Annotated in this window: 19 protein-coding genes; 7 read left to right on the forward strand and 12 right to left on the reverse strand. The window is 73.8% G+C overall.

Going from position 1 to position 20,125, the window contains the following annotated elements; genetic code table 11:
* Positions 1–43: 43 nt before the first annotated feature.
* On the reverse strand, positions 44–538 hold the full coding sequence (locus ACG04Q_RS01745; protein ID WP_394509085.1) for a TspO/MBR family protein: 495 nt from the start codon (positions 536–538) through the stop codon (positions 44–46).
* A 180-nt stretch (positions 539–718) separates the two neighbouring features.
* Between ACG04Q_RS01745 and ACG04Q_RS01750 the strand changes: the two genes are divergently transcribed.
* Both ACG04Q_RS01750 and lepB read left to right on the forward strand, forming a co-directional pair.
* Positions 719–892, forward strand: a complete 174-nt coding sequence (locus ACG04Q_RS01750) for a hypothetical protein (RefSeq protein WP_394509086.1) — start codon at positions 719–721, stop codon at positions 890–892.
* A 127-nt stretch (positions 893–1,019) separates the two neighbouring features.
* On the forward strand, positions 1,020–1,709 hold the full coding sequence (gene lepB / locus ACG04Q_RS01755; protein ID WP_394509087.1) for a signal peptidase I: 690 nt from the start codon (positions 1,020–1,022) through the stop codon (positions 1,707–1,709).
* Positions 1,710–1,848: 139 nt separating this feature from the next.
* Here lepB and ACG04Q_RS01760 read toward each other — a convergent pair whose 3' ends face one another.
* Both ACG04Q_RS01760 and ACG04Q_RS01765 read right to left on the reverse strand, forming a co-directional pair.
* Positions 1,849–2,493, reverse strand: a complete 645-nt coding sequence (locus ACG04Q_RS01760) for a general secretion pathway protein GspB (protein WP_394509088.1) — start codon at positions 2,491–2,493, stop codon at positions 1,849–1,851.
* A gap of 15 nt (positions 2,494–2,508) precedes the next feature.
* Positions 2,509–4,170: an ExeA family protein gene (locus ACG04Q_RS01765; protein WP_394509089.1), complete on the reverse strand. Its 1,662-nt coding sequence runs from the start codon at positions 4,168–4,170 to the stop codon at positions 2,509–2,511.
* Between the two features lie 44 nt (positions 4,171–4,214).
* Between ACG04Q_RS01765 and ACG04Q_RS01770 the strand changes: the two genes are divergently transcribed.
* Positions 4,215–5,120, forward strand: coding sequence for a lactate/malate family dehydrogenase (locus ACG04Q_RS01770; RefSeq protein ID WP_394509090.1), 906 nt, complete (start codon positions 4,215–4,217; stop codon positions 5,118–5,120).
* On the opposite strand, the gene ACG04Q_RS01775 is transcribed toward ACG04Q_RS01770, so the two are convergent.
* Positions 5,107–6,189: a methyl-accepting chemotaxis protein gene (locus ACG04Q_RS01775; RefSeq protein WP_394509091.1), complete on the reverse strand. Its 1,083-nt coding sequence runs from the start codon at positions 6,187–6,189 to the stop codon at positions 5,107–5,109. The genes ACG04Q_RS01770 and ACG04Q_RS01775 overlap by 14 nt on opposite strands.
* A 17-nt stretch (positions 6,190–6,206) precedes the next feature.
* Positions 6,207–7,337: an acyl-CoA dehydrogenase family protein gene (locus ACG04Q_RS01780; protein WP_394509092.1), complete on the reverse strand. Its 1,131-nt coding sequence runs from the start codon at positions 7,335–7,337 to the stop codon at positions 6,207–6,209.
* Between the two features lie 72 nt (positions 7,338–7,409).
* Here ACG04Q_RS01780 and ACG04Q_RS01785 point away from each other — a divergent pair, with 72 nt between their 5' ends.
* Together ACG04Q_RS01785 and ACG04Q_RS01790 are read left to right on the forward strand one after the other, a co-directional pair.
* Complete coding sequence (locus ACG04Q_RS01785; protein WP_394509093.1) at positions 7,410–10,445, forward strand: VIT domain-containing protein; 3,036 nt, start codon at positions 7,410–7,412, stop codon at positions 10,443–10,445.
* Between the two features lie 76 nt (positions 10,446–10,521).
* On the forward strand, positions 10,522–12,333 hold the full coding sequence (locus tag ACG04Q_RS01790; RefSeq protein ID WP_394509094.1) for an ATP-binding protein: 1,812 nt from the start codon (positions 10,522–10,524) through the stop codon (positions 12,331–12,333).
* Between the two features lie 9 nt (positions 12,334–12,342).
* Here the strand turns inward: ACG04Q_RS01790 and ACG04Q_RS01795 are convergent, their stop codons facing one another.
* The 5 genes from ACG04Q_RS01795 to ACG04Q_RS01815 all read right to left on the reverse strand — a co-directional run bounded on the left by ACG04Q_RS01795 (position 12,343) and on the right by ACG04Q_RS01815 (position 16,480).
* Positions 12,343–12,813 (reverse strand): MaoC family dehydratase, encoded by a 471-nt coding sequence (locus ACG04Q_RS01795; protein WP_394509095.1) that lies wholly within the window; start codon positions 12,811–12,813, stop codon positions 12,343–12,345.
* Positions 12,814–12,945: 132 nt separating this feature from the next.
* Complete coding sequence (locus ACG04Q_RS01800; RefSeq protein ID WP_394509096.1) at positions 12,946–13,611, reverse strand: SDR family oxidoreductase; 666 nt, start codon at positions 13,609–13,611, stop codon at positions 12,946–12,948.
* The gene (locus tag ACG04Q_RS01805) at positions 13,608–14,234 is read right to left on the reverse strand and encodes a LysE family translocator (RefSeq protein WP_394509097.1); all 627 of its coding nucleotides are present in this window, start codon (positions 14,232–14,234) and stop codon (positions 13,608–13,610) included. Before ACG04Q_RS01805 ends, ACG04Q_RS01800 begins: the two co-directional genes overlap by 4 nt.
* An 84-nt stretch (positions 14,235–14,318) precedes the next feature.
* The gene (locus ACG04Q_RS01810) at positions 14,319–15,497 is read right to left on the reverse strand and encodes an acetyl-CoA C-acyltransferase (protein WP_394509098.1); all 1,179 of its coding nucleotides are present in this window, start codon (positions 15,495–15,497) and stop codon (positions 14,319–14,321) included.
* Between the two features lie 131 nt (positions 15,498–15,628).
* The gene (locus tag ACG04Q_RS01815; protein WP_394509099.1) at positions 15,629–16,480 is read right to left on the reverse strand and encodes an AraC family transcriptional regulator; all 852 of its coding nucleotides are present in this window, start codon (positions 16,478–16,480) and stop codon (positions 15,629–15,631) included.
* Between the two features lie 58 nt (positions 16,481–16,538).
* Here ACG04Q_RS01815 and ACG04Q_RS01820 point away from each other — a divergent pair, with 58 nt between their 5' ends.
* Together ACG04Q_RS01820 and ACG04Q_RS01825 are read left to right on the forward strand one after the other, a co-directional pair.
* Positions 16,539–17,897 carry a cytochrome P450 gene (locus tag ACG04Q_RS01820; RefSeq protein WP_394509100.1) on the forward strand — a complete coding sequence of 453 codons (1,359 nt, stop codon included), beginning with the start codon at positions 16,539–16,541 and terminating at the stop codon, positions 17,895–17,897.
* Positions 17,894–18,280, forward strand: a complete 387-nt coding sequence (locus tag ACG04Q_RS01825) for a hypothetical protein (RefSeq protein WP_394509101.1) — start codon at positions 17,894–17,896, stop codon at positions 18,278–18,280. Before ACG04Q_RS01820 ends, ACG04Q_RS01825 begins: the two co-directional genes overlap by 4 nt.
* Here ACG04Q_RS01825 and ACG04Q_RS01830 read toward each other — a convergent pair.
* Entirely contained in the window at positions 18,271–18,516 is a 246-nt protein-coding gene (locus ACG04Q_RS01830) for a DUF3297 family protein (protein WP_394509102.1), read from the reverse strand. The genes ACG04Q_RS01825 and ACG04Q_RS01830 overlap by 10 nt on opposite strands.
* A gap of 39 nt (positions 18,517–18,555) precedes the next feature.
* Positions 18,556–20,100: an SH3 domain-containing protein gene (locus ACG04Q_RS01835; protein WP_394509103.1), complete on the reverse strand. Its 1,545-nt coding sequence runs from the start codon at positions 20,098–20,100 to the stop codon at positions 18,556–18,558.
* Between the last annotated feature and the right edge of the window lie 25 nt (positions 20,101–20,125).

Raw genomic sequence — 20,125 nt, forward strand, 5'->3', positions numbered from 1 at the left:
CCGTCGGGGGTCCCGGCGGCGACTCGGCCGCAGCCCCGCCCTCTTACAACAGGCCGGGGTTGCGCTGCCAGACGGCCCAGGTCAGCACCGATGCGAATCCCACCCAGGCGAGGTAGGGCAGCAGCAGCCCGCCGGCCAGCGGCCGGATGCGCCAGAACGCGGCGGCCGTGATGGCCACCAGCGCCAGCAGCAGCACCACGTCCACCATCGCCAGTGCGCCCTGGCGCCAGCCAAAGAACAGCCAGGACCACAGCGCGTTGAGCCCCAGTTGCAGCAGGTACAGGCCCAGCGCGCCGTCCGCACGCTGCGAGGGCCGCTCCCGCCACACCAGCCAGGCAGCCACCCCCATCAGCAGGTACAGCACCGTCCACACGGGCCCGAACAGCCACGCCGGTGGCGCCCAGCCCGGCTTGTCCAGCTGCGCATAGAACGCCGGCGCATCCATGGACGCAATGGCGCCCGCCGCCGCGGCCACGAAGGTCACCGCCAGCCACAACACCAGGCCGATGAGCGGTGACCGCGTCGAATTCCTGAACATGCCGGCGTCCCCGAAGTCGCTGAGATGGCCGCACGATAGCCAGCGCGTGCGCCCTGCCCTGCCGGTGCAGGCCAGCAATCCCGGTAGGAAGCTGCCTACGCCCACCCGCACGCCCGTCCGACCGGCGCCCGCCCCACCGCGGCCTAGAGTCGGCCGACACACGACAGACACGGAGGCACCATGTCGTTCGCGCTCTACATCCTGGGACTGGCGGTGCTGCTGGGCGGCATCGCCTGGGCGCTGCTCACCGCGGGCCTGGCGGTCACCTACGTGGCCATCGCCTGCCTCATCGTCGCTGGCATCGGCATCATGACCGCCGTGTCGCGCACGCGGGCCAAGGACCCGCCGGCCTGAACCGCAGCCGCGCCAGCCAGCGGCGCCGAGGGCCGCCGGCACACGCCGGCTGCCGTCCATGCGCTCCGGCCGGCCATTCGCCCGCCGGGCTCCGCGCCGGCGCCGCGGCGCGCGCAGCATGCGCGGCATGAAGAACCTCCTGCGCACCCTCAAGGCCAATCGCGGCTTCCTCGTGTTCCTGCTGGGCCTGGCGGTGTTCCGCACCGCCGTGGCGGACTGGAACCCCATCCCGACCGCCTCCATGCGGCCCACGCTGCTGGAGGGCGACGTGGTACTCGTCAACCGGCTGGCCTACGACCTCAAGCTGCCGCTGACCGACGTCGTGCTGCTGCACCTCGATGAGCCGCGCCGCGGCGACGTCGTCACGTTCAGCTCGCCCAAGGATGGCACGCGGCTCATCAAGCGCGTCGTGGGCCTGCCGGGCGACCGCGTCGCGATGCACGGCAACGTCGTGCTGCTGAACCGCCAGCCGCTGGCCTATGACGGCGCCCGCACGCAGGGCGAGACGGTGGCGCCCGGCTGGGTGGTGGACGCCGTACGCCAGACCGAGAACCTGGCCGGCCACCCGCACGCCGTGCAATGGCTGCCGGCGCTGGCGGCGCGGCGCGACGTGGACGAGTTCACCGTGCCGCCCGGCCACTACTTCATGCTGGGCGACAACCGCGACAACAGCGAGGACTCGCGCTTCATCGGCACCGTGCCGCGCGAACGGCTCATCGGCCGCGCCCACCATGTGCTGGTGGCGGCCGACTGGCTGGGCGAGGACGGCTGGCGCCTGGCGCCGCGCTTCGGGCGCTGGGCGTCCGCCATCCAGTGATGGCGGGCGGCCATGCTGGGCTTGCACCATCCCCGCCCGGTCGTCGACGGCCGGCCCGTGGCCGAGTTGACGGTGCGCTGCCCGCAGCCGGCGCCGGCCGCCACGCTGACGCTGCGCGAACGCCCGCCGGCTCTGCCGCTCAGACCGGCTGCCGGTAGCGCTGCCCCCTGAAGCGCAGCACCAGCTCGCGCGGGGCGATCTTCTCCAGCACCAGGTCGGCGCCGGGCTTGCCGCCCTCGCGCATGACCTCGCCGTTGATGATGACGAAGCGGCTGGCCGGGTCGTCCGAGTAGACCGAGCCGCTGATGACCAGCTTGGGCAGCTCGCGGCGCACGTTCTCGGGCAGCTCGGCCAGCCGCGGCACGGGTGCTTCGGCGGCCGACGCGGGCGCGGCCATCTGCGGGGTGGGCGCCGGCGTGGCGGTCACGGGCATGGGCACCGGCGCGGGTGGCAGATAGGGCGAGGCCGGCGGGGCCGACGGCACCGGGGCGGGTACGGGTGCAGGCTGCGCGACCGGCGCAGGCGCAGGCGCCGGGGCTGCGGGCAGCGGCGCGGCGGGGGGCGGCGGCAGGGCCGCGTCGCGCGGCACACCGGCCCACCAGCTGCCGGCGCCGATGCCGGCCAGCAACAGCAGGCCCGCGCCGGCCCACGGCAGCCAGCGGCGCGGGCGGGCGGCCGTCGCGGCACCGGTCGCCGGGGCCGCGCTGTGCAGGCCCGGCACCTGGCCGCGCTCGCGTTCACGGTCGGCTTCGGCACGGCGCAAGGCGTCGAGGATGTAGGACATGGTGGTCTCTCGCGTTCAGCGCGCCGCGTCGAGATGCGGCTCGGGCACGCCGGCGGCGCGGTTGATCTGCATCAGCGTGACGGGGCCCACGCGGCCGTCCGGCTGCAGGCCCTGGCTGGCCTGGAAGGCCTGCACCTGGCGCGTCAGCTCGGCCAGGCTGGGCCGCTGGGCCGGCGCGGACGCGCCCGCAACGCCTGCCAGCTGCGCCGCCATCCAGTCGCGCAGCGGGCCCATGCTCTCGCTGCGGCTGGCGTAGCCCGGCGGCACGCGCCAGAAGGTCGTGAACTCGCCACGCCAGGCCGGCGCCAGCTCGGCCAGCGCGACGCGGCGCGGCCGGCCCTCCACCAGCAGCGTGGCGTGCGGGCCGTCCAGCCCCACCAGCGCGGCCAGCGCGGCGGGCTGGCCCGGGCGCTGCAGCGTCAGCAGCACGGGGCGGTCCATCAGGCGGATCAGCGACAGGCTGCCGTTGCCGCTGCGGTAGCACTGCAGGCCGCGCTGCGCCGCGGTGGCGCAGGGGTCGGCCTGGGGCGGCAGCGGCAGGCCCCAGCGCTGGGCCAGCGCGGCCCAGGCGTCGCCGTCGCGCGGCGCCCAGTCGGCCAGCAGCAGCGGCTCGGGCGCGCTGGCGGCGGGCGCGGGCTGGGAGGCGGCACTGGCAGCAGGCGCGGCGGCCGAGGCTGCGCTGGCCGGCGCTGGAGCGGCGGGGGCGGCGGAGGCCGCTGCCGCCACGGCGGCCGCCTTCTGCGCGCGACCGGCCTGCCAATGCTGCTGCAGCGCCCAGGTCAGCCCCGCACCGGCAATGGCCGCGGACGCCACGGCCACGCCGATGGCCACCGGCCGCAGCCCGCGCCGGCGCGACCGGGCCGGGCGGGTGTCGAACACCTCGGCCGCCGCCTGGCGCACGATGGCGCTGCCCACCTGCGCCTGCCCGCCGGCATAGCCGCCCAGCAGCGCGCGGTCGCACAGCAGGTTGATGCGGCGCGGCACACCGCGCGTGAGCTGGTGGATGAGGCGCAGCGCCCGGCCGTCGAACGGCAGCGCGCCGGTCAGGCCGGCCACGCCCAGGCGGTGGCGGATGTACTGCGCCGTCTCGGCCTCGGACAGCGCACCGAGATGGAAGCGCGCGATGACGCGCTGCGCCAGCTGCTCCAGCTCGGGCCGCGCCAGCATGCCGCGCAGCTCCGGCTGGCCGATCAGCACCACCTGCAGCAGCTTGCGCTCGCTGGTTTCCAGGTTGGTCAGCAGGCGCAGCTGCTCCAGCACGTCGGCCGACAGGTTCTGCGCCTCGTCGATGATGAGCACGTTGTTGCGCCCGGCCGCGTGCTGGGCCAGCAGGAAGGCGTTCAGCGGGTCGACGTAGTCCTTCACCGTCAGCGCGCCGGCCGGCACGGCCACGTGGAACTCGTCGCAGATGGCCTGCAGCAGCTCGTGGACGGTCAGCTTGGGGTTGAAGATGTAGGCGACGTTGCAGTTCGCCGGGATCTGCTCCAGGAAGCAGCGGCACACGGTGGTCTTGCCGGCGCCGATCTCGCCGGTCAGCAGCACGAAGCCGCCACCGCCGTCCAGGCCGTACAGCAGGTGGGCCAGCGCCTCGCGGTGGCGCTCGCTCATGAACAGGTAATGCGGGTCCGGCGCGATCGAGAACGGCGCTTGCCGCAGGCCGAAGAAGGTCGCGTACATGGGGCGGCAGGATAACCAGGGCCGCGAGCATCCATACTGGGCGCATGAAAGCACGCATCGGCATCATCGGCACGGGCTGGGTTGGCACCAGCGTCGCGTTCTCCACCCTGCTGGCCGGCCACGCCGGCGAACTCTGGCTGAACGACCAGCGCGGCGACGTCGCCGAGGGCGAGGCCATGGACCTGGCCGACGGCGCGGCCTTCTACCCGGCCTGCGACGTGCGCGCCGTGCCGCTGGCGAAGATGCGCGAGGCCGACATCGTCGTGCTGGCCGCGGGCCGCAACGGCCGGCCGGACGAAAGCCGGCTGGACCTGCTGCGCGACAACGCCCGCATCGCCGCCGGCATCGGCCGTGCGCTGGCGGGCTTCCCCGGCATCGTGCTGGTCGTCACCAACCCGGTGGACGTGCTGACCCGCGTCGTGCAGGCGGCCAGCGGGCTGCCGCCGGAGCGCGTCATCGGCACCGGCACGCTGCTGGACACGGCGCGGCTGCGCGAGCGGCTGGCGGTGAAGCTGGGCGTGTCGCCGCAGTCGGTGCATGCGCTGGTGGTGGGCGAGCATGGCGACTCGTCGGTGCCGCTGTGGTCGGCCGCGCGGGTGGGCGGCGTGGCGCTGCGCGACTGGCCGGGCTGGCGCGTGGACGAGGAGCCGGCGCTGGCCCAGGCGGTGCGCCGCGCGGCCTACGAGGTCATCCGCCGCAAGGGCGCCACCAACCACGCCATCGGCCTGGTGACGGCGGAGCTGATCGGCTGCATCGTCAACGACGAGCAGCGGCTGCTGCCGGTCAGCCGCGTGCAGGACGACGGCATCGCGCTGTCGCTACCGGCACTGGTGGGCGCGGGCGGCGCCCGGCCCGCCGCGCTGCCGGTGATGGACCGCGCCGAGCGCGAGGCGCTGGTGGCGTCCAGCGAGGTGCTGGACCGCGCGTTCGGCTCGCTCAGCGGGTCCTGAAGCGGCCCACCAGCTCGTTGAGCCGGCCGGCCTGGGACTTCAGGCTCTCGGCCGCGGCGGCGCCCTCCTCCACCAACGCGGCGTTCTGCTGCATGGACTGGTCCAGCCGGTCCACCGAGTCGGCGATCTCGCGCAGCCCGGCGCTCTGCGTGCGGGCCAGCTCGGTGGCGTCCTTGATGAGGTGGGCCACCCGCTCCACGTTGGCGACGACGTCCTGCATCTGCGTGCCGGCGTCGTTGACGAGGCGTGAGCCGGCATCCACCTGCTCGACGCTGGCACTGATCAGCGACTTGATCTCCTTCGCGGCCTCGGCGCTGCGCCCGGCCAGCAAACGCACCTCGCTCGCGACGACCGCGAAGCCGCGGCCCTGCTCGCCGGCCCGCGCGGCCTCCACGGCGGCGTTCAGCGCCAGGATGTTGGTCTGGAACGCGATGCCGTCGATGACGCCGATGATGTCGGCGATCTTGCGGCTGCTCTGGCTGACGCCGTTCATTGCGTCCACCGCGTTGAGCACCACGGCGCCGCTCTGGCGCGCCTGCGCCGACGTCTCCTGCGCCAGCGTGCTGGCCTCGTCCATCGCCTCGCTGCTGTGGCGGGCGGCCTCGGTCATCTGGCGCATGGAGCTGGCGGCCTGCTGCAGGTCGGCGCTGCCCTGCTCGGTACGCTGGGACAGGTCGAGGTTGCCGGCGGCGATCTCGGTGGCCGCCGTGTTGACCTGCTCGGCACCGTCGCGCAGCGTGCCCATCATGCTGCGCAGCGTGTCCTGCAGCTTCACGAGCACCGACATGCCCGCCCGGGCGCTGGCGTTGCCGCGCAGCACGATGTCCTCGCGCAGGTCGCCCTCGCTCATGCGCTGGGCGCCGCCCATCAGGTCGCGCAGGAAGTCGCCGGTGCTCTTGGCGCCGTCGATGTAGATGAACGCGATCAGCCCGCCCAGCACCAGGCTGCCGCCGATGAGCCAGCCGGTGGGCATGCCCATCAGCACGCCTGCGATCACGTGCACCTGCAGTGCAATCGTCAGGCCCAGGTAGAGCGCCACACGCTGGGCGATGGACAGGTTGGCAAACATCGACGGGACCTCCGGGTTCAGGACAAAGCTCTTCCGATGAGGATCTTCTGCACCTCGCTCGTGCCCTCGTAGATCTGGCACACGCGCACGTCGCGGTAGATGCGTTCGACCGGGAAGTCCGAAAGATAGCCGTATCCGCCGTGGATCTGGATTGCGTCAGAGCAAACCTTTTCCGCCATCTCGCTGGCAAACAGCTTGGCCATGGCCGCTTCCTTCAGGCAGGGCTTGCCGGCGTCCTTCAGGCTGGCGGCATGCCAGATCAGCTGGCGCGCGGCCTCGATCCGCGTCGCCATGTCGGCCAGCTTGAACTGCACCGCCTGGTGCTGAAAGATGGGCTGGCCGAAGGTGACGCGGTCCTGGCTGTAGCGCAGCGCCGCCTCGAAGGCCGCGCGGGCCATGCCCACCGCCTGCGACGCGATGCCGATGCGCCCGCCCTCCAGGCCCGACAGCGCGATCTTCAGGCCCTGGCCCTCGTCGCCCAGCCGGTTGGCGGCGGGCACGCGGCAGTTCTCGAACAGGATCTGCGCCGTGTCGCTGCTGTGCTGGCCCATCTTCTCCTCGATGCGCGCCACCGTGTAGCCCGGCGTGGCCGTGGGCACGAGGAAGGCGCTGATGCCCTTCTTGCCGGCGGCCTTGTCGGTGACGGCCATGACGATGGCCACGTCGCCGTGCTTGCCGCTGGTGATGAACTGCTTGACGCCGTTGAGCACGTAGTCGTCGCCGTCACGAACAGCGGTGGTCTTCAGGCCGCCGGCCTCGGAGCCGACGTGCGGCTCGGTCAGGCAGAACGCGCCCAGCATGTCGCCGCGCGCCAGGGGCTTGAGGAAGCGGGCCTTCTGGTCGGCGTTGCCGAAGCTCATCAGGATGGAGCAGACCGGGCAGTTGTTGACGCTGACGACCGTGCTGGTGCCGCCGTCGCCGGCGGCGATCTCCTCCAGGATGACGGCCAGCGCCAGGTAGTCCAGCCCGGCGCCGTCCCATTCGGTGGGCACGGCCACGCCGTAGCAGCCCAGCGCGGCCAGGCCCTTGAGCTGCTCGGCGGGGAAATGGTGTTGCTTGTCCCAGGCCGCGGCATGGGGGGCGATCTCGGCCTGCACGTAGGCGCGGATGGCGTCCTGCACGGCGAGGTGGTCTTCGGAGAGAAGCATGGGTGTTGCTTTCCGTGTTGCGGGGGTGCGGTATTGTCCGGCGCCGCCCCGGCTGGTTTGAACGGAAGGTCCATGACGCATTCCCTGATGCTTCGCTCGCTGACACTGCTGCTCGCGCTCGCCGGCCCCGCGGCGCACGCCCTGAGCCCGGCGCTGCCGCCGGCCAGGCTGCTGGAGCCGCGCTTCTTCGTGCCCGATGCCAGCCAGCCGCTGACGCTGCAGCGCGTGGACGTGCACGCGCTGCTGGCCGGCTCGCAGGCGCAGACGCGCATCGAGCTGGTCGTGCGCAACCCCAACCCGCGGCAGCTGGAGGCCACGCTGGAGTTCCCGCTGGCCGACGGCCAGAGCGTCACCGGCTTCGCATTGGACGTGCGCGGCGAGATGGTGGGCGCCGTGCCGGTGCCCAAGGACAAGGGCCGCCAGGTGTTCGACGACATCTCGCGCCGCCGCGTCGACCCGGCGCTGCTGGAGCGCACCGCCGGCAACAACTTCAAGCTGCGCATCTACCCCGTGCCGGCCGGCGGTGAGCGCCGCGTGCAGCTGCAGATTGCCGAGACGCTGCAGCCCGGCGCGCAGGGCCGCGTGCAGTACCGGCTGCCGCTGGACTTCGGCCAGCCGGTGGCGCAGTTCGACGCCCGGCTGGACCTGCGCGGCGCCACCCGCCCGCAGCCCGCCGGCGCGCTGGCCGGTGCCGAGACCTTCACGCGCGGCGACGAGGCCTCGCTGCGCGTGCAGCGCCGCGACTGGCGGCCCCGCGAGCCGCTGGCGCTGAGCTGGGCGGCGGCGGACGGCGAGCCGGTCGTCGTGCAGACGCATGACGACCGCGCCTACGCCTATGCCGAGATCGCCGCGGCCGACACCCGCGCCGCGCCGCGGCTGCCGCGCGAGGTGCAGATCGCGTGGGACGCCTCCGGCTCCGGCGCCGGCCGCGACCACGCGCGCGAGTTCGCGCTGCTGGACGCCCTCTTCGCCGCGGCGCGCGACGTGCGCGTGCGGCTGGTCGTCGCCCGCGACGCGGCCGAGCCCGCGCAGGCCTTCGACGTGCGCGGTGGCGACTGGGCCGCGCTGCGCCGCACGCTGGAAAAGCTGGCCTACGACGGCGCCAGCAGCCCGGCCGCCTGGGCCGCCGGCCTGGCGGACGCGCGCAGCGGCGGCCAGAGCTTGAGCCTGCTTTTCAGCGACGGCCTGGCCAACTGGCCGGGCGACGGCGCCACGCCTCCGGCCGGCCCGGTGTTCGCCATCAACGCCGCACAGCGCGCCGACCTGGCGCGGCTGCGCCGGCTGGCCGAGGCCGGCGGCGGCCGGCTGGTGGACCTGAACACGCTGGACACCACCGCGGCGCTGGCCGCGCTGACGCAGCCCGGGCTGCGCCTCGCGGACCTCAGCGCCGTGGGCGCCGACGAACTGGTGGCCCAGTCCATCCACCCCGAACACGGCCGCCTCGTCATCGCCGCGCGGCTGACGGCACCCGAGGCCCGCGTCACGCTGACGCTCGTGGACGCCCAGGGCCGGCGCAGCCAGCGCCAGCTGCTGCTGAAAGCCCCCGCGCCGGCTGCAGCCACGGCCGACGACGCCACGCTGCCGCTGGCCGCCCGCCGCTGGGCCGAGCTGCGCGTGGCCGAGCTGGAGGCCGACCGCCAGCGCCACCGCGCGCAGATCCGCCGGCTGGGCGAGCAGTTCCGGCTGCTCAGCGCCGAGACCTCGCTGATCGTGCTGGACGAACTGGCCGACTACGTGCGCTACGAGATCGTGCCGCCCACCGCCGCGATGCGTGCGGCCTACCAGCAGCAGCTGGCCCAGCTCGGCACGCGCCGCCAGGCCGGCCGCGACCAGCAGCTGGAATCGCTGGCGCGCCGCTTCGCCGAGCGCGAGGCCTGGTGGGCGCGCGACTTCACCAAGACGCCGCCACCTCCGCCGCCCCAGTCCCAGCCCCGGCCATCGCCGGCACCCGTGGCCGCCGTGGCTGAACGCCGCGTATCGCCCGCCGCGATGCCGCCGACACCGAGGGACGCCGCCCCCGTAGCGGCACCCGTCCCGCCGCCGCCCCTGATGCGCGCCCCGGCTCCAGCCCCGGCCCCGGCCCCGGCCCCGGCTCCGGCTCCGGCTCCGGCCGCGCCACTGCTGGCGTCCATGGTGGCCCCGCCGGCAGCGCCCAAGCCGGCCGGCGAGGCCGATGCGGCGCCCGCCGCCAGCATCGCGCTGCGCGCTTGGGAGCCCGACGCGCCTTACGTGCGCCGGCTGCGCGAGGCCGGTGACGCCGACCGCTACGCCGTCTACCTGGACGAGCGCCCCGGCTACGTCGCCAGCACCGCCTTCTTCATCGACGCGGCCGAGATCTTCTTCGCCCGGGGCCAGCGCGAGCTGGCCGTGCGCGTGCTGTCCAACCTGGCCGAGATGGAGCTGGAGAACCGCCACATCCTGCGCATCCTGGCCTACCGGCTGCAGCAGGCCGACATGGCGACGCTGGCCGTGCCGCTGCTGGAGCGGGTGCGCGAGCTGGCGCCCGACGAGCCGCAGTCGCACCGCGACCTCGCGCTGGCGCTCGCGCCCACGCAGCCGCAGCGCGCCGTGGACCTGCTGTGGGACGTGGCCAGCGGCCGCTGGGACTGGCGCTTCGCCGACATCGACCTGATCGCGCTGGCCGAGCTGAACGCGCTGACCGCCCGCACGCCGGGGCTGGACCTGTCGCGCGTGGATCCGCGGCTGCGCCGCAACCTGCCGCTGGACCTGCGCGCCGTGCTGAGCTGGGACGCCGACAACACCGACATCGACCTGTGGGTGACCGACCCCGACGGCGAGAAGGCCTACTACGCCCACCGGCTGACGCGCCAGGGCGGCGCCATGACGCGCGACTTCACCGGCGGCTACGGCCCCGAGGAGTTCGCGCTGCGCCAGGCCAAGCCGGGCCGCTACGAGGTGCGCGCGCAGTTCTTCGGCCACCGCCAGCAACTGGTGTCGCCCTACACCACGCTGATGCTGTGGCTGGCCACCGGCTTCGGCACCGACGCGCAGAAGGACCAGCGCGTCGTGCTGCGCCTGTCGGGCCGCGGCGAGCAGGTGCTGGTGGGCACGTTCGACGTGGCGCCGCCGGCGGCTGCCTCCCGGTAGCAAACGCCACCACTGCACGGCGGCGGGGGGCTGCCCCGCTTCCCGCGGCGACGGGCGCTGGGCATACTCGGCCGCGGTGAGCCACGTTCTCGCGCCCCCCTCCACCCCCTCCACCCCCGCGCTCCCCCGCGGCGCGCGGCGTGTGGCGTGGCTGCTGATGGGCATGGCCATGCTGCTGGGGGTGCTGGCGCTGCTGGCGGTGGCGGCGCTGTCGGCCGCGCGGGCCTACGTGGCCGGCGAGGGGCAGTGGTCGCGCGCCCAGAAGACGGCCACGCTGGCGCTGGTGCAGTACCTGCAGACAGGCGACGAGGCGCAGTACCGGGCCTTCGAGCGCGAACTGGCGGTGCCGCTGGCCGACCGGCGCGCCCGCGAGGCGCTGGACCGCGGCGCGGCCGACGACGCGCGGCAGGCCTTCCTGGACGGCCGCAACCATCCCGACGACGTGGCCGGCATGGTGGGGCTGTACCGCTGCTGCCACAGCCTGCCGCTGATGGCGGAGTCGGTGGCCATCTGGCGCGAAGCCGACGGGCTGGTGGCCGAGCTGCAGGCGCTGGCGGCTGACGCGCGCGCACGGCCACCCGACACGCGCGCGGCGCTGTTGCCTCACGTGCTGGCGCTCGACGCCCGCCTCACGCCGCTGGAGCAGCGCTTCTCGGCCAGCCTGGGCCTGGCGTCGCGGCTGACGGCGACGGCGCTGGTGGCGGCGCTGGTGGTCAGCGCGCTGCTGTTCGGGCTGGCTGCCGCGCGGCTGGTGATGCGCCGCGCCCGCGAGGACCTCGCCGCCCACCAGGCCGTGCAGCGCAGCGAGGCGTTGTTCCGATCCGTCTGGGAGACCAGCATCGACGGCGCCGTCATCATCGACGCCGGCAGCACCATCCGCTTCGCCAACCCGGCGCTGCACGCGCTGCTGGGCCATGCACCGGGCAGCCTGGCCGGCCAGCCGGTGGCAGTCATGCAGCCCGAGGCGCTGCAGGGACCGCACGCCGCGGGCCTGGCCCGCCACGTGGCGACCGGGGAGAAGCGCCAGGACTGGCGCGGCGTGCAGACGCTGGCCCGCCACGCCGATGGCCGCGAGCTGTCGGTGGAGATCCGGTTCTCCCGCTTCGAGCTGGACGGCGAGACGCTGTTTGTCGGTTTCGTGCACGACCTCACCGAGCGCCGCGCCGCCGAACGCGTGGCCGCCGAGCATCGCCGGCTGCAGGAGGTGGACCGCGCTCGGTCCGAGTTCCTGGCGCGCATGAGCCACGAGCTGCGCACGCCGCTGAACGCGGTGCTGGGCTTCACGGACCTGGTGCGCAGCGGCCACAGCGGCCCGGTCAACCCGGAGCAGGTGCGCCAGCTGGGCTTCGTGTCCGGCGCCGGCCGCCACCTGCTGGCGCTCATCGACGACCTGCTGACGCTGTCGCGCCTCGATGCCGGCCGCCTGACGCTCAGCGTGCAGCCGCTGGATCTGGCGGAACTGACGACCGAGGTGGCAGCCCAGCTGCGCCCGCAGGCCGCCGCGCGCGGGCTGGGGTTGACGGTATCGGCCCCGGCGACGCTGCCCTGGCACGGCGACCGTCAGAAGCTCGCGCAGGTGCTGCACAACCTCGTGGCCCACGCGCTGCGGGGCGCCACCCACGGCGACGTGGAGATCGGCGCCCACCTCGCCGGCCGCAGCCTCGTGCTGGCCGTGCGCGACCACGGCCCGGGCGTGCCCGAGGCGCAGCGCGCGCTGCTGTTCCAGCCCTTCCAGCCGCTGGACAGTGGCGCCGCCCACGCGCAGGAGGGCACGGGCCTGGGCCTGTACCTCAGCAGCCAGCTGGTGGCACTGATGAACGGCAGCCTGCATCACGAGGCGCCGGAGGACGGCGGCTCGCGCTTCGTCGTCGAGCTGGAGCCGCTGTGACGGCGAGGTTCAGGCCTGCCCGGCCTTGACCAGCAGCGTGCCGCGCCCGATGACGCAGGGATGGGCGTGACGCACCGTCGCGCGGCCATCGGCGTGGAACAACCAGCCGCCCAGCGAGGTGTTCCATTCCACGCTGGACACGCGCCAGTGCAGCACCAGCTCCTGCTCGGCGAACACCGGCGCCTTGAACGCGAAGTTGAAGTTCAGGCACAGCAGTTCGCGGGCCTTGCCGTCGTCGCTGCGCGAAAAGTGGCTGGCGACGAGGCCGATCAGCTGCGCCGTCGTCTGCTGGCCGCTGGCGATGATCTCGCCGTGGCGGGCACGCTGCGCGGCCTGCACGTCGTGGTGCAGCGGGTTGGTGTCGCCGGTGAGGCGGGCGAAGGTGGCGATGTCTTCCCGCGAGAAGCGCACGATGCGCTCGCAGGTCTCACCCACGCTGACCAGCGGGGTGGATTCGACGTCGGCGGCGAGGGTATCCATTGAAATCTCCGAGGAACGCCCCGCCATGGGGCGGGGCAGCGGCGTGGCGGGCCGGCCCGCACCGGGCCAAGCAATCGCAGTGCCAAGACCGTGACGTTAGCGCATGCCGCGTGACGACCGCGCCGCCGCCCTTCACCAGGGCAGGCGTTGGCCGTCGTGGTTGAAGAAGCCGCCGGAGTCGGCCGGCGTCAGGCCGGCGAGCAGCCGGCGCATGTCGGCCACGCTGGTGTCGACCGCCAGGTCGGCGCCCTCGCCCCCCATGTCGGTGCGCACCCAGCCCGGGTGCAGGCTGACGACGGTGGCCTGGCCGGCCAACACCTGGGCGGCGTCCTTCATGACCGAGTTGACCGCCGCCTTGGATGCCCGGTACAGCCAGGCCGACGCGTTGCTGCGCTGTGCGATGGAGCCCATCAGCGACGACAGCACCGCCACGCGGGCGCCCGGCGCCAGCGCCTCGGCCACCTGCGGCAGCAGCCGCATGGGGCCCAGCACGTTGGTGCGCATGACGAGGTCGAAGTCCGCCTCGGTGGGGGGCTGCAGGCCCTGGGTACGCGCGCTGAACACGCCGGCGTTGATGACGATGACATCGAAGCGCTCGCCGTCGATGAGCCAGGCCAGCCCCGACACGCTGGCGGCCTGCACCACATCCAGCTTCAGCGCACGGGCGCCCAGTTGCTGCAGCCGGGCCAGGCCAGCGTCGTCGCGCGCGGTGGCCGTCACGCGGGCACCGTCGGCGCGGTACTGCCGCACGAACTCCAGGCCCAGGCCGCGCGAGGCGCCGATGATGAGGACGTTCATGGCTTCGTCACCGCCAGCTTGGCGGCCAGCAGCGTGAAGAGGCCGGCGCCGCCCAGATTCAGCGTGCGCCCCACCCAGGGCCGCGGCGCCGTGCGGCGCAGCGGCGCGACGGCCGCCACCAGCACCAGCATGAACAGCAGCCCCTGCACGATGAACCAGGCGCCGAGGAAGAGGAAGGCCAGCGTCTTGTCCGGCGCATCGGCGTCGATGAACTGCGGCAGCAGCGCGAGGAAGAACAGCGCCACCTTGGGATTCAGCGCGTTCGTGAAGAAGCCCTGCCGCACGGTGCGCCACAGCGACTGCGGCGCGGCGACGTCCGCCGCGGCCGCGGGCCGCAGCCCGGCCTTCGCCATGCCCCAGGCGACGTAGAGCAGGTAGGCCGCCCCCACGTACTTGACGACGGCGAACGCCTCGGCCGACGTGGCCAGCAGCGCGGCGAGGCCGAACGCGGCCGCCAGCGTGTGCACCACGCAGCCGGCCATGATGCCCACCGCCGCCGCGACGCCCTGGCGCCAGCCGCCGCGCAGCGTGCTGGCGATGGCCAGCGCCATGTCGACGCCGGGCGTTGCGTTCAGCACCAGCACGGTGGCGGCGAACAGGGGAAGGTCGTGGGTGCCCAGCATGGCGATCTCTACTTTCCGACGTTGAGGAGCGGCGGCACGGGGCCGCCGCGCGGAGCGGGCCCGTGCCCGTCCCGTTTCAAGGCATCACAGCATCTCGACGGCCAGCGCCGTCGCTTCGCCGCCGCCGATGCACAGCGCCGCCAGGCCCTTCTTGAGGCCGCGGGCCTTCAGCGCGCCCAGCAGCGTGACGACGATGCGTGCGCCGCTGGCGCCGATGGGGTGGCCCAGCGCCACCGCGCCACCGTTCACGTTGACGATGTCGTGCGGCAGCTTGAACTCGGCCATCGCGGCCATCGTGACGGCGGCGAAGGCCTCGTTGACTTCCCACAGGTCCACGTCGCCGGCCTGCCAGCCGGCCTTGGCCAGCGCCTTCTGGATGGCGCCCACCGGGGCGGTCGTGAACCAGTCCGGCGCCTGCGCGTGCACCGCGTGGCTGACGATGCGGGCGATGGGCTTGAGGCCGCGCGCCTGCGCGGTGCTCTCGCGCATCAGCACCAGCGCGGCGGCGCCGTCGGAGATGCTGGACGACGTGGCGGCCGTGATCGCGCCGTCCTTCTTGAACGCGGGCTTGAGCGTGGGGATCTTGTCGAGCTTGGCCTTGAAGGGCTGCTCGTCGAACTTGACGACGGTGTCACCCTTGGGCGAGCTGAGCGTGACGGGCGCCATCTCCCAGTCGAACGCGCCGCTCTCGTTGGCGGCCTTGGCGCGCTGCGTGGACGCGATGGCGTACTGGTCCATCGCCTCGCGGCTGAAGCTGTACTTGGCGACGCACTGTTCGGCGAACACGCCCATGGCCTTGCCGCGCTCGTAGGCGTCTTCCAGGCCGTCCAGCGCCATGTGGTCGTACACGGCGGAGGCGCCGTACTTGATGCCCTTGCGCGCGAACATCAGGTGCGGCGCGTTGGTCATGCTCTCCATGCCGCCGGCCACCATGACCTCGGCGGAGCCGGCCTTGAGCATGTCGTGGGCCAGCATCATCGTGCGCATGCCGGAGCCGCACATCTTGCTCAGCGTGACGGCGCCGGCAGAGTCGGGCAGGCCCGCCTTGCGCACGGCCTGGCGGGCGGGCGCCTGGCCCTGGCCGGCCATCAGGCAGCAGCCCATCAGCACCTCGTCGACGGCGTCGCCCGGCACGCCGGCGCGCTCCACCGCGGCCTGGATGGCCACGGCACCCAGTTCCCAGCCGGCGAGGCCGGCGAAATCACCCAGCAGGCCGCCGATGGGGGTGCGGGCGGCGGACACGATGACGATGGCATCGGACATTTCTAGTCTCCGTTGATGAACGAAACCGCCATTGTGGCGCGCGGTTTCAGCGGATTACGGCAGGCGGCCCGATGCCGCACCAAGCCGGGCGGACATCGGGCCGCTGCCCGCGCGAGCGGCCAGGCGCGTGCTCACGCCACCCACAGCCGGTAGGCCCAGAAGGCTTCTTCCGTCTGCAGGCGGCGGCGCAGGTCCTCGGGGCTGAAGCCGGTGAGCCGGCGCGTCTCCCGGCACAGGTGGGACTGGTCGGCATAGTCGGTCTCGGCGGCGATGTCGGCCCAGTTGAAGCCGGGCTGGCCGTCGGCCGCGGCCACCGCGTAGAAGGCCCGCTCGGCGCGCGACACGGCGCGCAGCTCGCGCAGCGGCAGGCCGGCCCAGGCCTTGATGCGCCGCTCCAGCTGGCGCAGGCTGCGGCCGGCGGCGCTGGTGGCGGCGCGCACGGCCAGCGCCTCGCTCCACGCGGCGTAGCGGTGGCCCGGCTGCTGCGCGCCCAGCGTCTGCCAGCGCGGCACCAGGAAGGCCTCCAGCAGCCGCAGCCGCGCCGCGTCGTCCGGCGCGGCGGACATCGCGTCCAGCCATTCGCGCCAGTCCGCCGGCAGCAGCCCGCGCGGGTCGACGATGCGGTTCACGTGGCGGTCCAGCGCAATGCCGGTCAGCGCCGTGAACGCGTCGGGCAGCATCAGCAGCTTGAAGGCCCACATCTCGCCGGGGTTGCGCGTGTGCGAGGGCAGCGTGAACGGGCCGCCGAACAGCACCGGCGCGTCGGCGTAGTCCGGCGTCGGCGCCGAGAAACCCGGCGTGGCCAGCCAGTCGCTGCGCCCCTCGGCCCACCAGAACAGGCTGACCAGCGGCGTGGCAGGGAAGTAGTTCTCGCGCTGCGCACCGTCCAGCGCGCGGCCACGCGTGTCGCGCAGCATCACGGCGCGCACACAGCCGGCGAGTGACAGCGGGGGGAGCCAGAGCCGGGTGCCGACGTCGTCCATGCGGCCAGTGTCGCATTCGTTCAAGACCCCGCCGGGGCGGCCGGCGCACGATGCGCCCATGACTTCACTGACCTGGAACGACCTGCCCCGCCACCCCAGCCGCTGGTGGGGCTTCCCCGTGCTGATGGCCATGCGGCGCGACTACCTGGCCGTCATCGCGCGGCAGCAGTCGCTGGGCGACCTGGCCGCGCAGGCCATCCTCGGCGAGCGCGGCGTGGACGTGTTCGACCCCGAGCTGCTGCGCGCCATCATGGTGGAGCACGCCGATGCGCTGGTGCGCTGGGAGCGCGGCCCCGAGGTGTTCTCGGACCTGATGGGCCAGTCCGTGCTCGTCACCGAGGGCGCCACCTGGCAGCGCCAGCGCCGCATGCTGATGCCGGCGTTCACGCCCAAGCGCGTGGCCGGCTACGCGGCGCTGATGACCGAGGCCGCCACCGCGGGGCTGGACGCGGTCCGGCCCGGCGACGTCGGCATGGACGCGTTGTTCAGCCACCTGACGATGGACGTCATCTCGCGCACGCTGTTCAGCACGCCGATCGGCAGCGACACGGCCGCCGCGGCCCACGCGGTGCAGGTACTCAGCGAGACGGCGCTTGAAGAAATGTTCTGGCCGTTCACCTTGCCCGACTGGCTGCCACTGCCTGGCAAGGCCGCCAAGCGCCGCGCCAGCCGGCTGCTGCACGGGCTGCTGAGCGGCCACATCGACGCGCGACGGGCCAGCGGCGAGCACAAGCCCGACCTGCTGGGCATGCTGATGGCGCTGCGCGACGACGAGACCGGCCAGGCGCTGTCACCGCGCGAGGTGTATGACCAGTGCATGGTGAGTTTCCAGGCCGGCCACGAGACCAGCGCGACGGCGCTGGTGTGGTGGAGCTGGCTGATGGCGGCCCACCCCGACGCGCAGGCCCGCGCCCGCGACGAGGTGGACGCGCTGCTGGCCGGCCGCGCGCCCACGGCGGACGATGCCGGCGCGCTGCCCTTCCTGTCGGCCACGCTGAAGGAGGCGATGCGGCTGTACCCACCGGTGGCCGCGATGATGACGCGCCGGCTCACGCGCGCCATCACCGTGGGCGGCGTGACGCTGCCAGCCCGCGCGCTGGTGCGCGTGACGCCGTGGCTGCTGCACCGCGACGCTCGCTGGTGGCCCGACGCGCCGCTGGCGTTCAAGCCGGAGCGCTTCCTGCCCGGAGCCCCGCACGAGATCCCGCGCGGTGCCTACATCCCCTTCGGCCTGGGGCCGCGCGTGTGCCTGGGCCAGCATTTCGCCGTGCTGGAAATGACACTGATCGCGGCCTTGGTGCTGCAGCGCTTCACGCTGACGCCGCTGGGCACCGAGGCCCCGAAGCCGCGCATGGGTGTCACGCTGCGCCCCGAAGGCGGGTTGACGCTGCGGCTGGCCGCGCGGAGGCCGACATGAACGCGTGGCTGGTCGCCGCGGCCGCCGTCGTCGCGCTGACGGGGCTGGCGCATTCGGTCATCGGCGAATGGATGATCTTTCGGGCACTGCGCCGCGGCGGCGTGGTACCCAGCGGCGGGCAGCCGGTGCTGCGCGGATTCCAGACGCGCATCCTGTGGGCCAACTGGCACCTCGTGACGGTGCTGGGCTGGGCGCTGGCTGCGTTGCTGCTGTGGCTCGCGCAGCCGGAGTCGCGCGCCGCATCGGGCGGCATCATCGAGCGCGGCGCCGTGCTCGCTCTGGCGGCCGGCGGCGCGCTGGTACTGTGGAGCAATCGCGGGCGGCACCCGGGCTGGGCGGCGCTGTGGACCGCCGCCGCGCTGGTGCTGAAGTCTTACTTGTAGAAGGCCTCAACCACGCCCTTGAGCTTGATGCACAGCGGCCGGCCCTTGCGGTCCAGCGTCTTGCCGGCGGGCACCTTGACCCAGCCTTCGCTGATGCAGTACTCCTCGACGTCGAAGCGCTCCTTGCCGTTGAAGCGGATGCCGATGTCGTGCTCGAACACGGCGGCGACGTGGTGGGGGCTGCGCGGGTCGACGCTCAGGTGGTCGGGCAGTTCGGGGCGGGTGGCTTCGGACATGGCGGAAACAGATCGGGTCAAAGAGCGTGATTGTCGGCCTCAGCAGCCGCAGCCGTACGAGAACGTGTCCACCGCCAGCAGCCGCCAGCGGCCGGCCACGTTGGCCACCAGCAGGCGGTACCAGGCGTCGTCGTGCTGGGGCTCGTCGCCCAGGTGGCCCGGGCCGCGGCCGGTGGCCTGCAGCCAAGCGAGGTCGGCGATGCCGTCGCCATCCATGTCCACCGTGCGCCATTCGCCCGCGACGAAGCCGGTGGCATCGCGGTCCAGCTTGAAGACCTGGCGCGTCCAGCGCGCCGGGCCGGCCGGCAGCGGGCGCGAACTCCAGAACGTGAACAGCGTCATCGGTCCGGGCGTGGCCGGCCGCGTCAGTCCGTTGCGGCGATAGGTCGCCGCGTCGGTCTCGCCGCTGCCGAAGCCGCCCACCCAGCCTTCGCACATGACGTCGTTCGTCGGGTCCCACGACAGGCTGACGAACTGCGGGCGCACGGTCTCGTCGCGCAGCGCCTGGCTGGACAGCAGGCTGACGCGATGCAGCGGCTGCGTCAGCCGCTCGATGCGCCCGCCGGGCAGCACACTGCCGCGGTTGGGCGACCCCGGCTGCAGCGACTCGTGCAGCCACTGCACCTGGCCACCGAAGCGGGCCGCCAGCGAAGGCACGGATTCCTGCGGACCGGCCAGGTCGGCGTCGCTGCGCCACCACGACGGCGCCGCCGCCGGCAGCGCCGGCAGCGCGCCCAGCAGGCCCGCCACGCGCCGCTGGCCGCCGCCGTCGAATTGCGAGCCGTACAGCTGCAGCGTGCCGGACATGCCGCTCCCCTCCCGCTGCACCGTCGCCCACTCGGGCCAGACGGTCGCCGGCTCCGCGGTGGGGACGACCTGCCCGGACAGCGTCGCCTTCATGCGCTCCAGCTGCTCGTCCGCGCCCTTGGGTGCGGCCTCGCCCTGCGCCTCACGCTGCTGCGCAAGCCGGCGCGCGTAGTGCGCCATCAGCTCCCAGCTCGGCGCGATCCAGAACGCCCGCGCGGGGTCGAAGTCGGGGTTGTCGGCGCCGCCCTGCGTCGGCTCGCTGATGCGCTGCCAGGCCAGCGGCGACGTCTGCAGATAGCGGCAGGCGGTGTAGCCCGGCGTCGTGTCGCCGTCGACCCGCTGCACCGCGCAGTAGCCGTTGCCGGCGTTGTCGCCCGTCAGGCGCAGCGCCGTGTTCAGTGCCAGCCGGCCCAGCACCGCCGCGTCGGGCCGCGGCTCGGCGCGCAGCAGCAGGTTGCTGCCGCCCACCCAGCGCCGGTCGGCCGGCACGCCGCCCTCGCCGGCGCGCGGCGGCGCCACCGGTTGCTCGCTCAGGTAGCGGCAGGCCGCGAACACCAGGCCGCTGCTGACCTCCACCATGCACCAGTCGCCACCGCCGACGTTGGGCGTCACCAGCCGCACGCGGCTGCCCTGCTGCAGACTGCCGACGATGGCGGCCGTGGGCGACGCCTCGGCGCGCAGCATGAGGCGGGTGGCCTGCACCCAGCGGTCGGCGGCGGCCGCCTGGGCCAGTGGCGCGAGCAGGGCCAGGCCCAGCGAGATAAGCACTCGATTCATCGCGCCATCATCCGGCATCTTCCGG

Source organism: Pelomonas lactea, assembly GCF_043555885.1.
GTDB classification, from domain to species: domain Bacteria; phylum Pseudomonadota; class Gammaproteobacteria; order Burkholderiales; family Burkholderiaceae_C; genus Pelomonas; species Pelomonas lactea.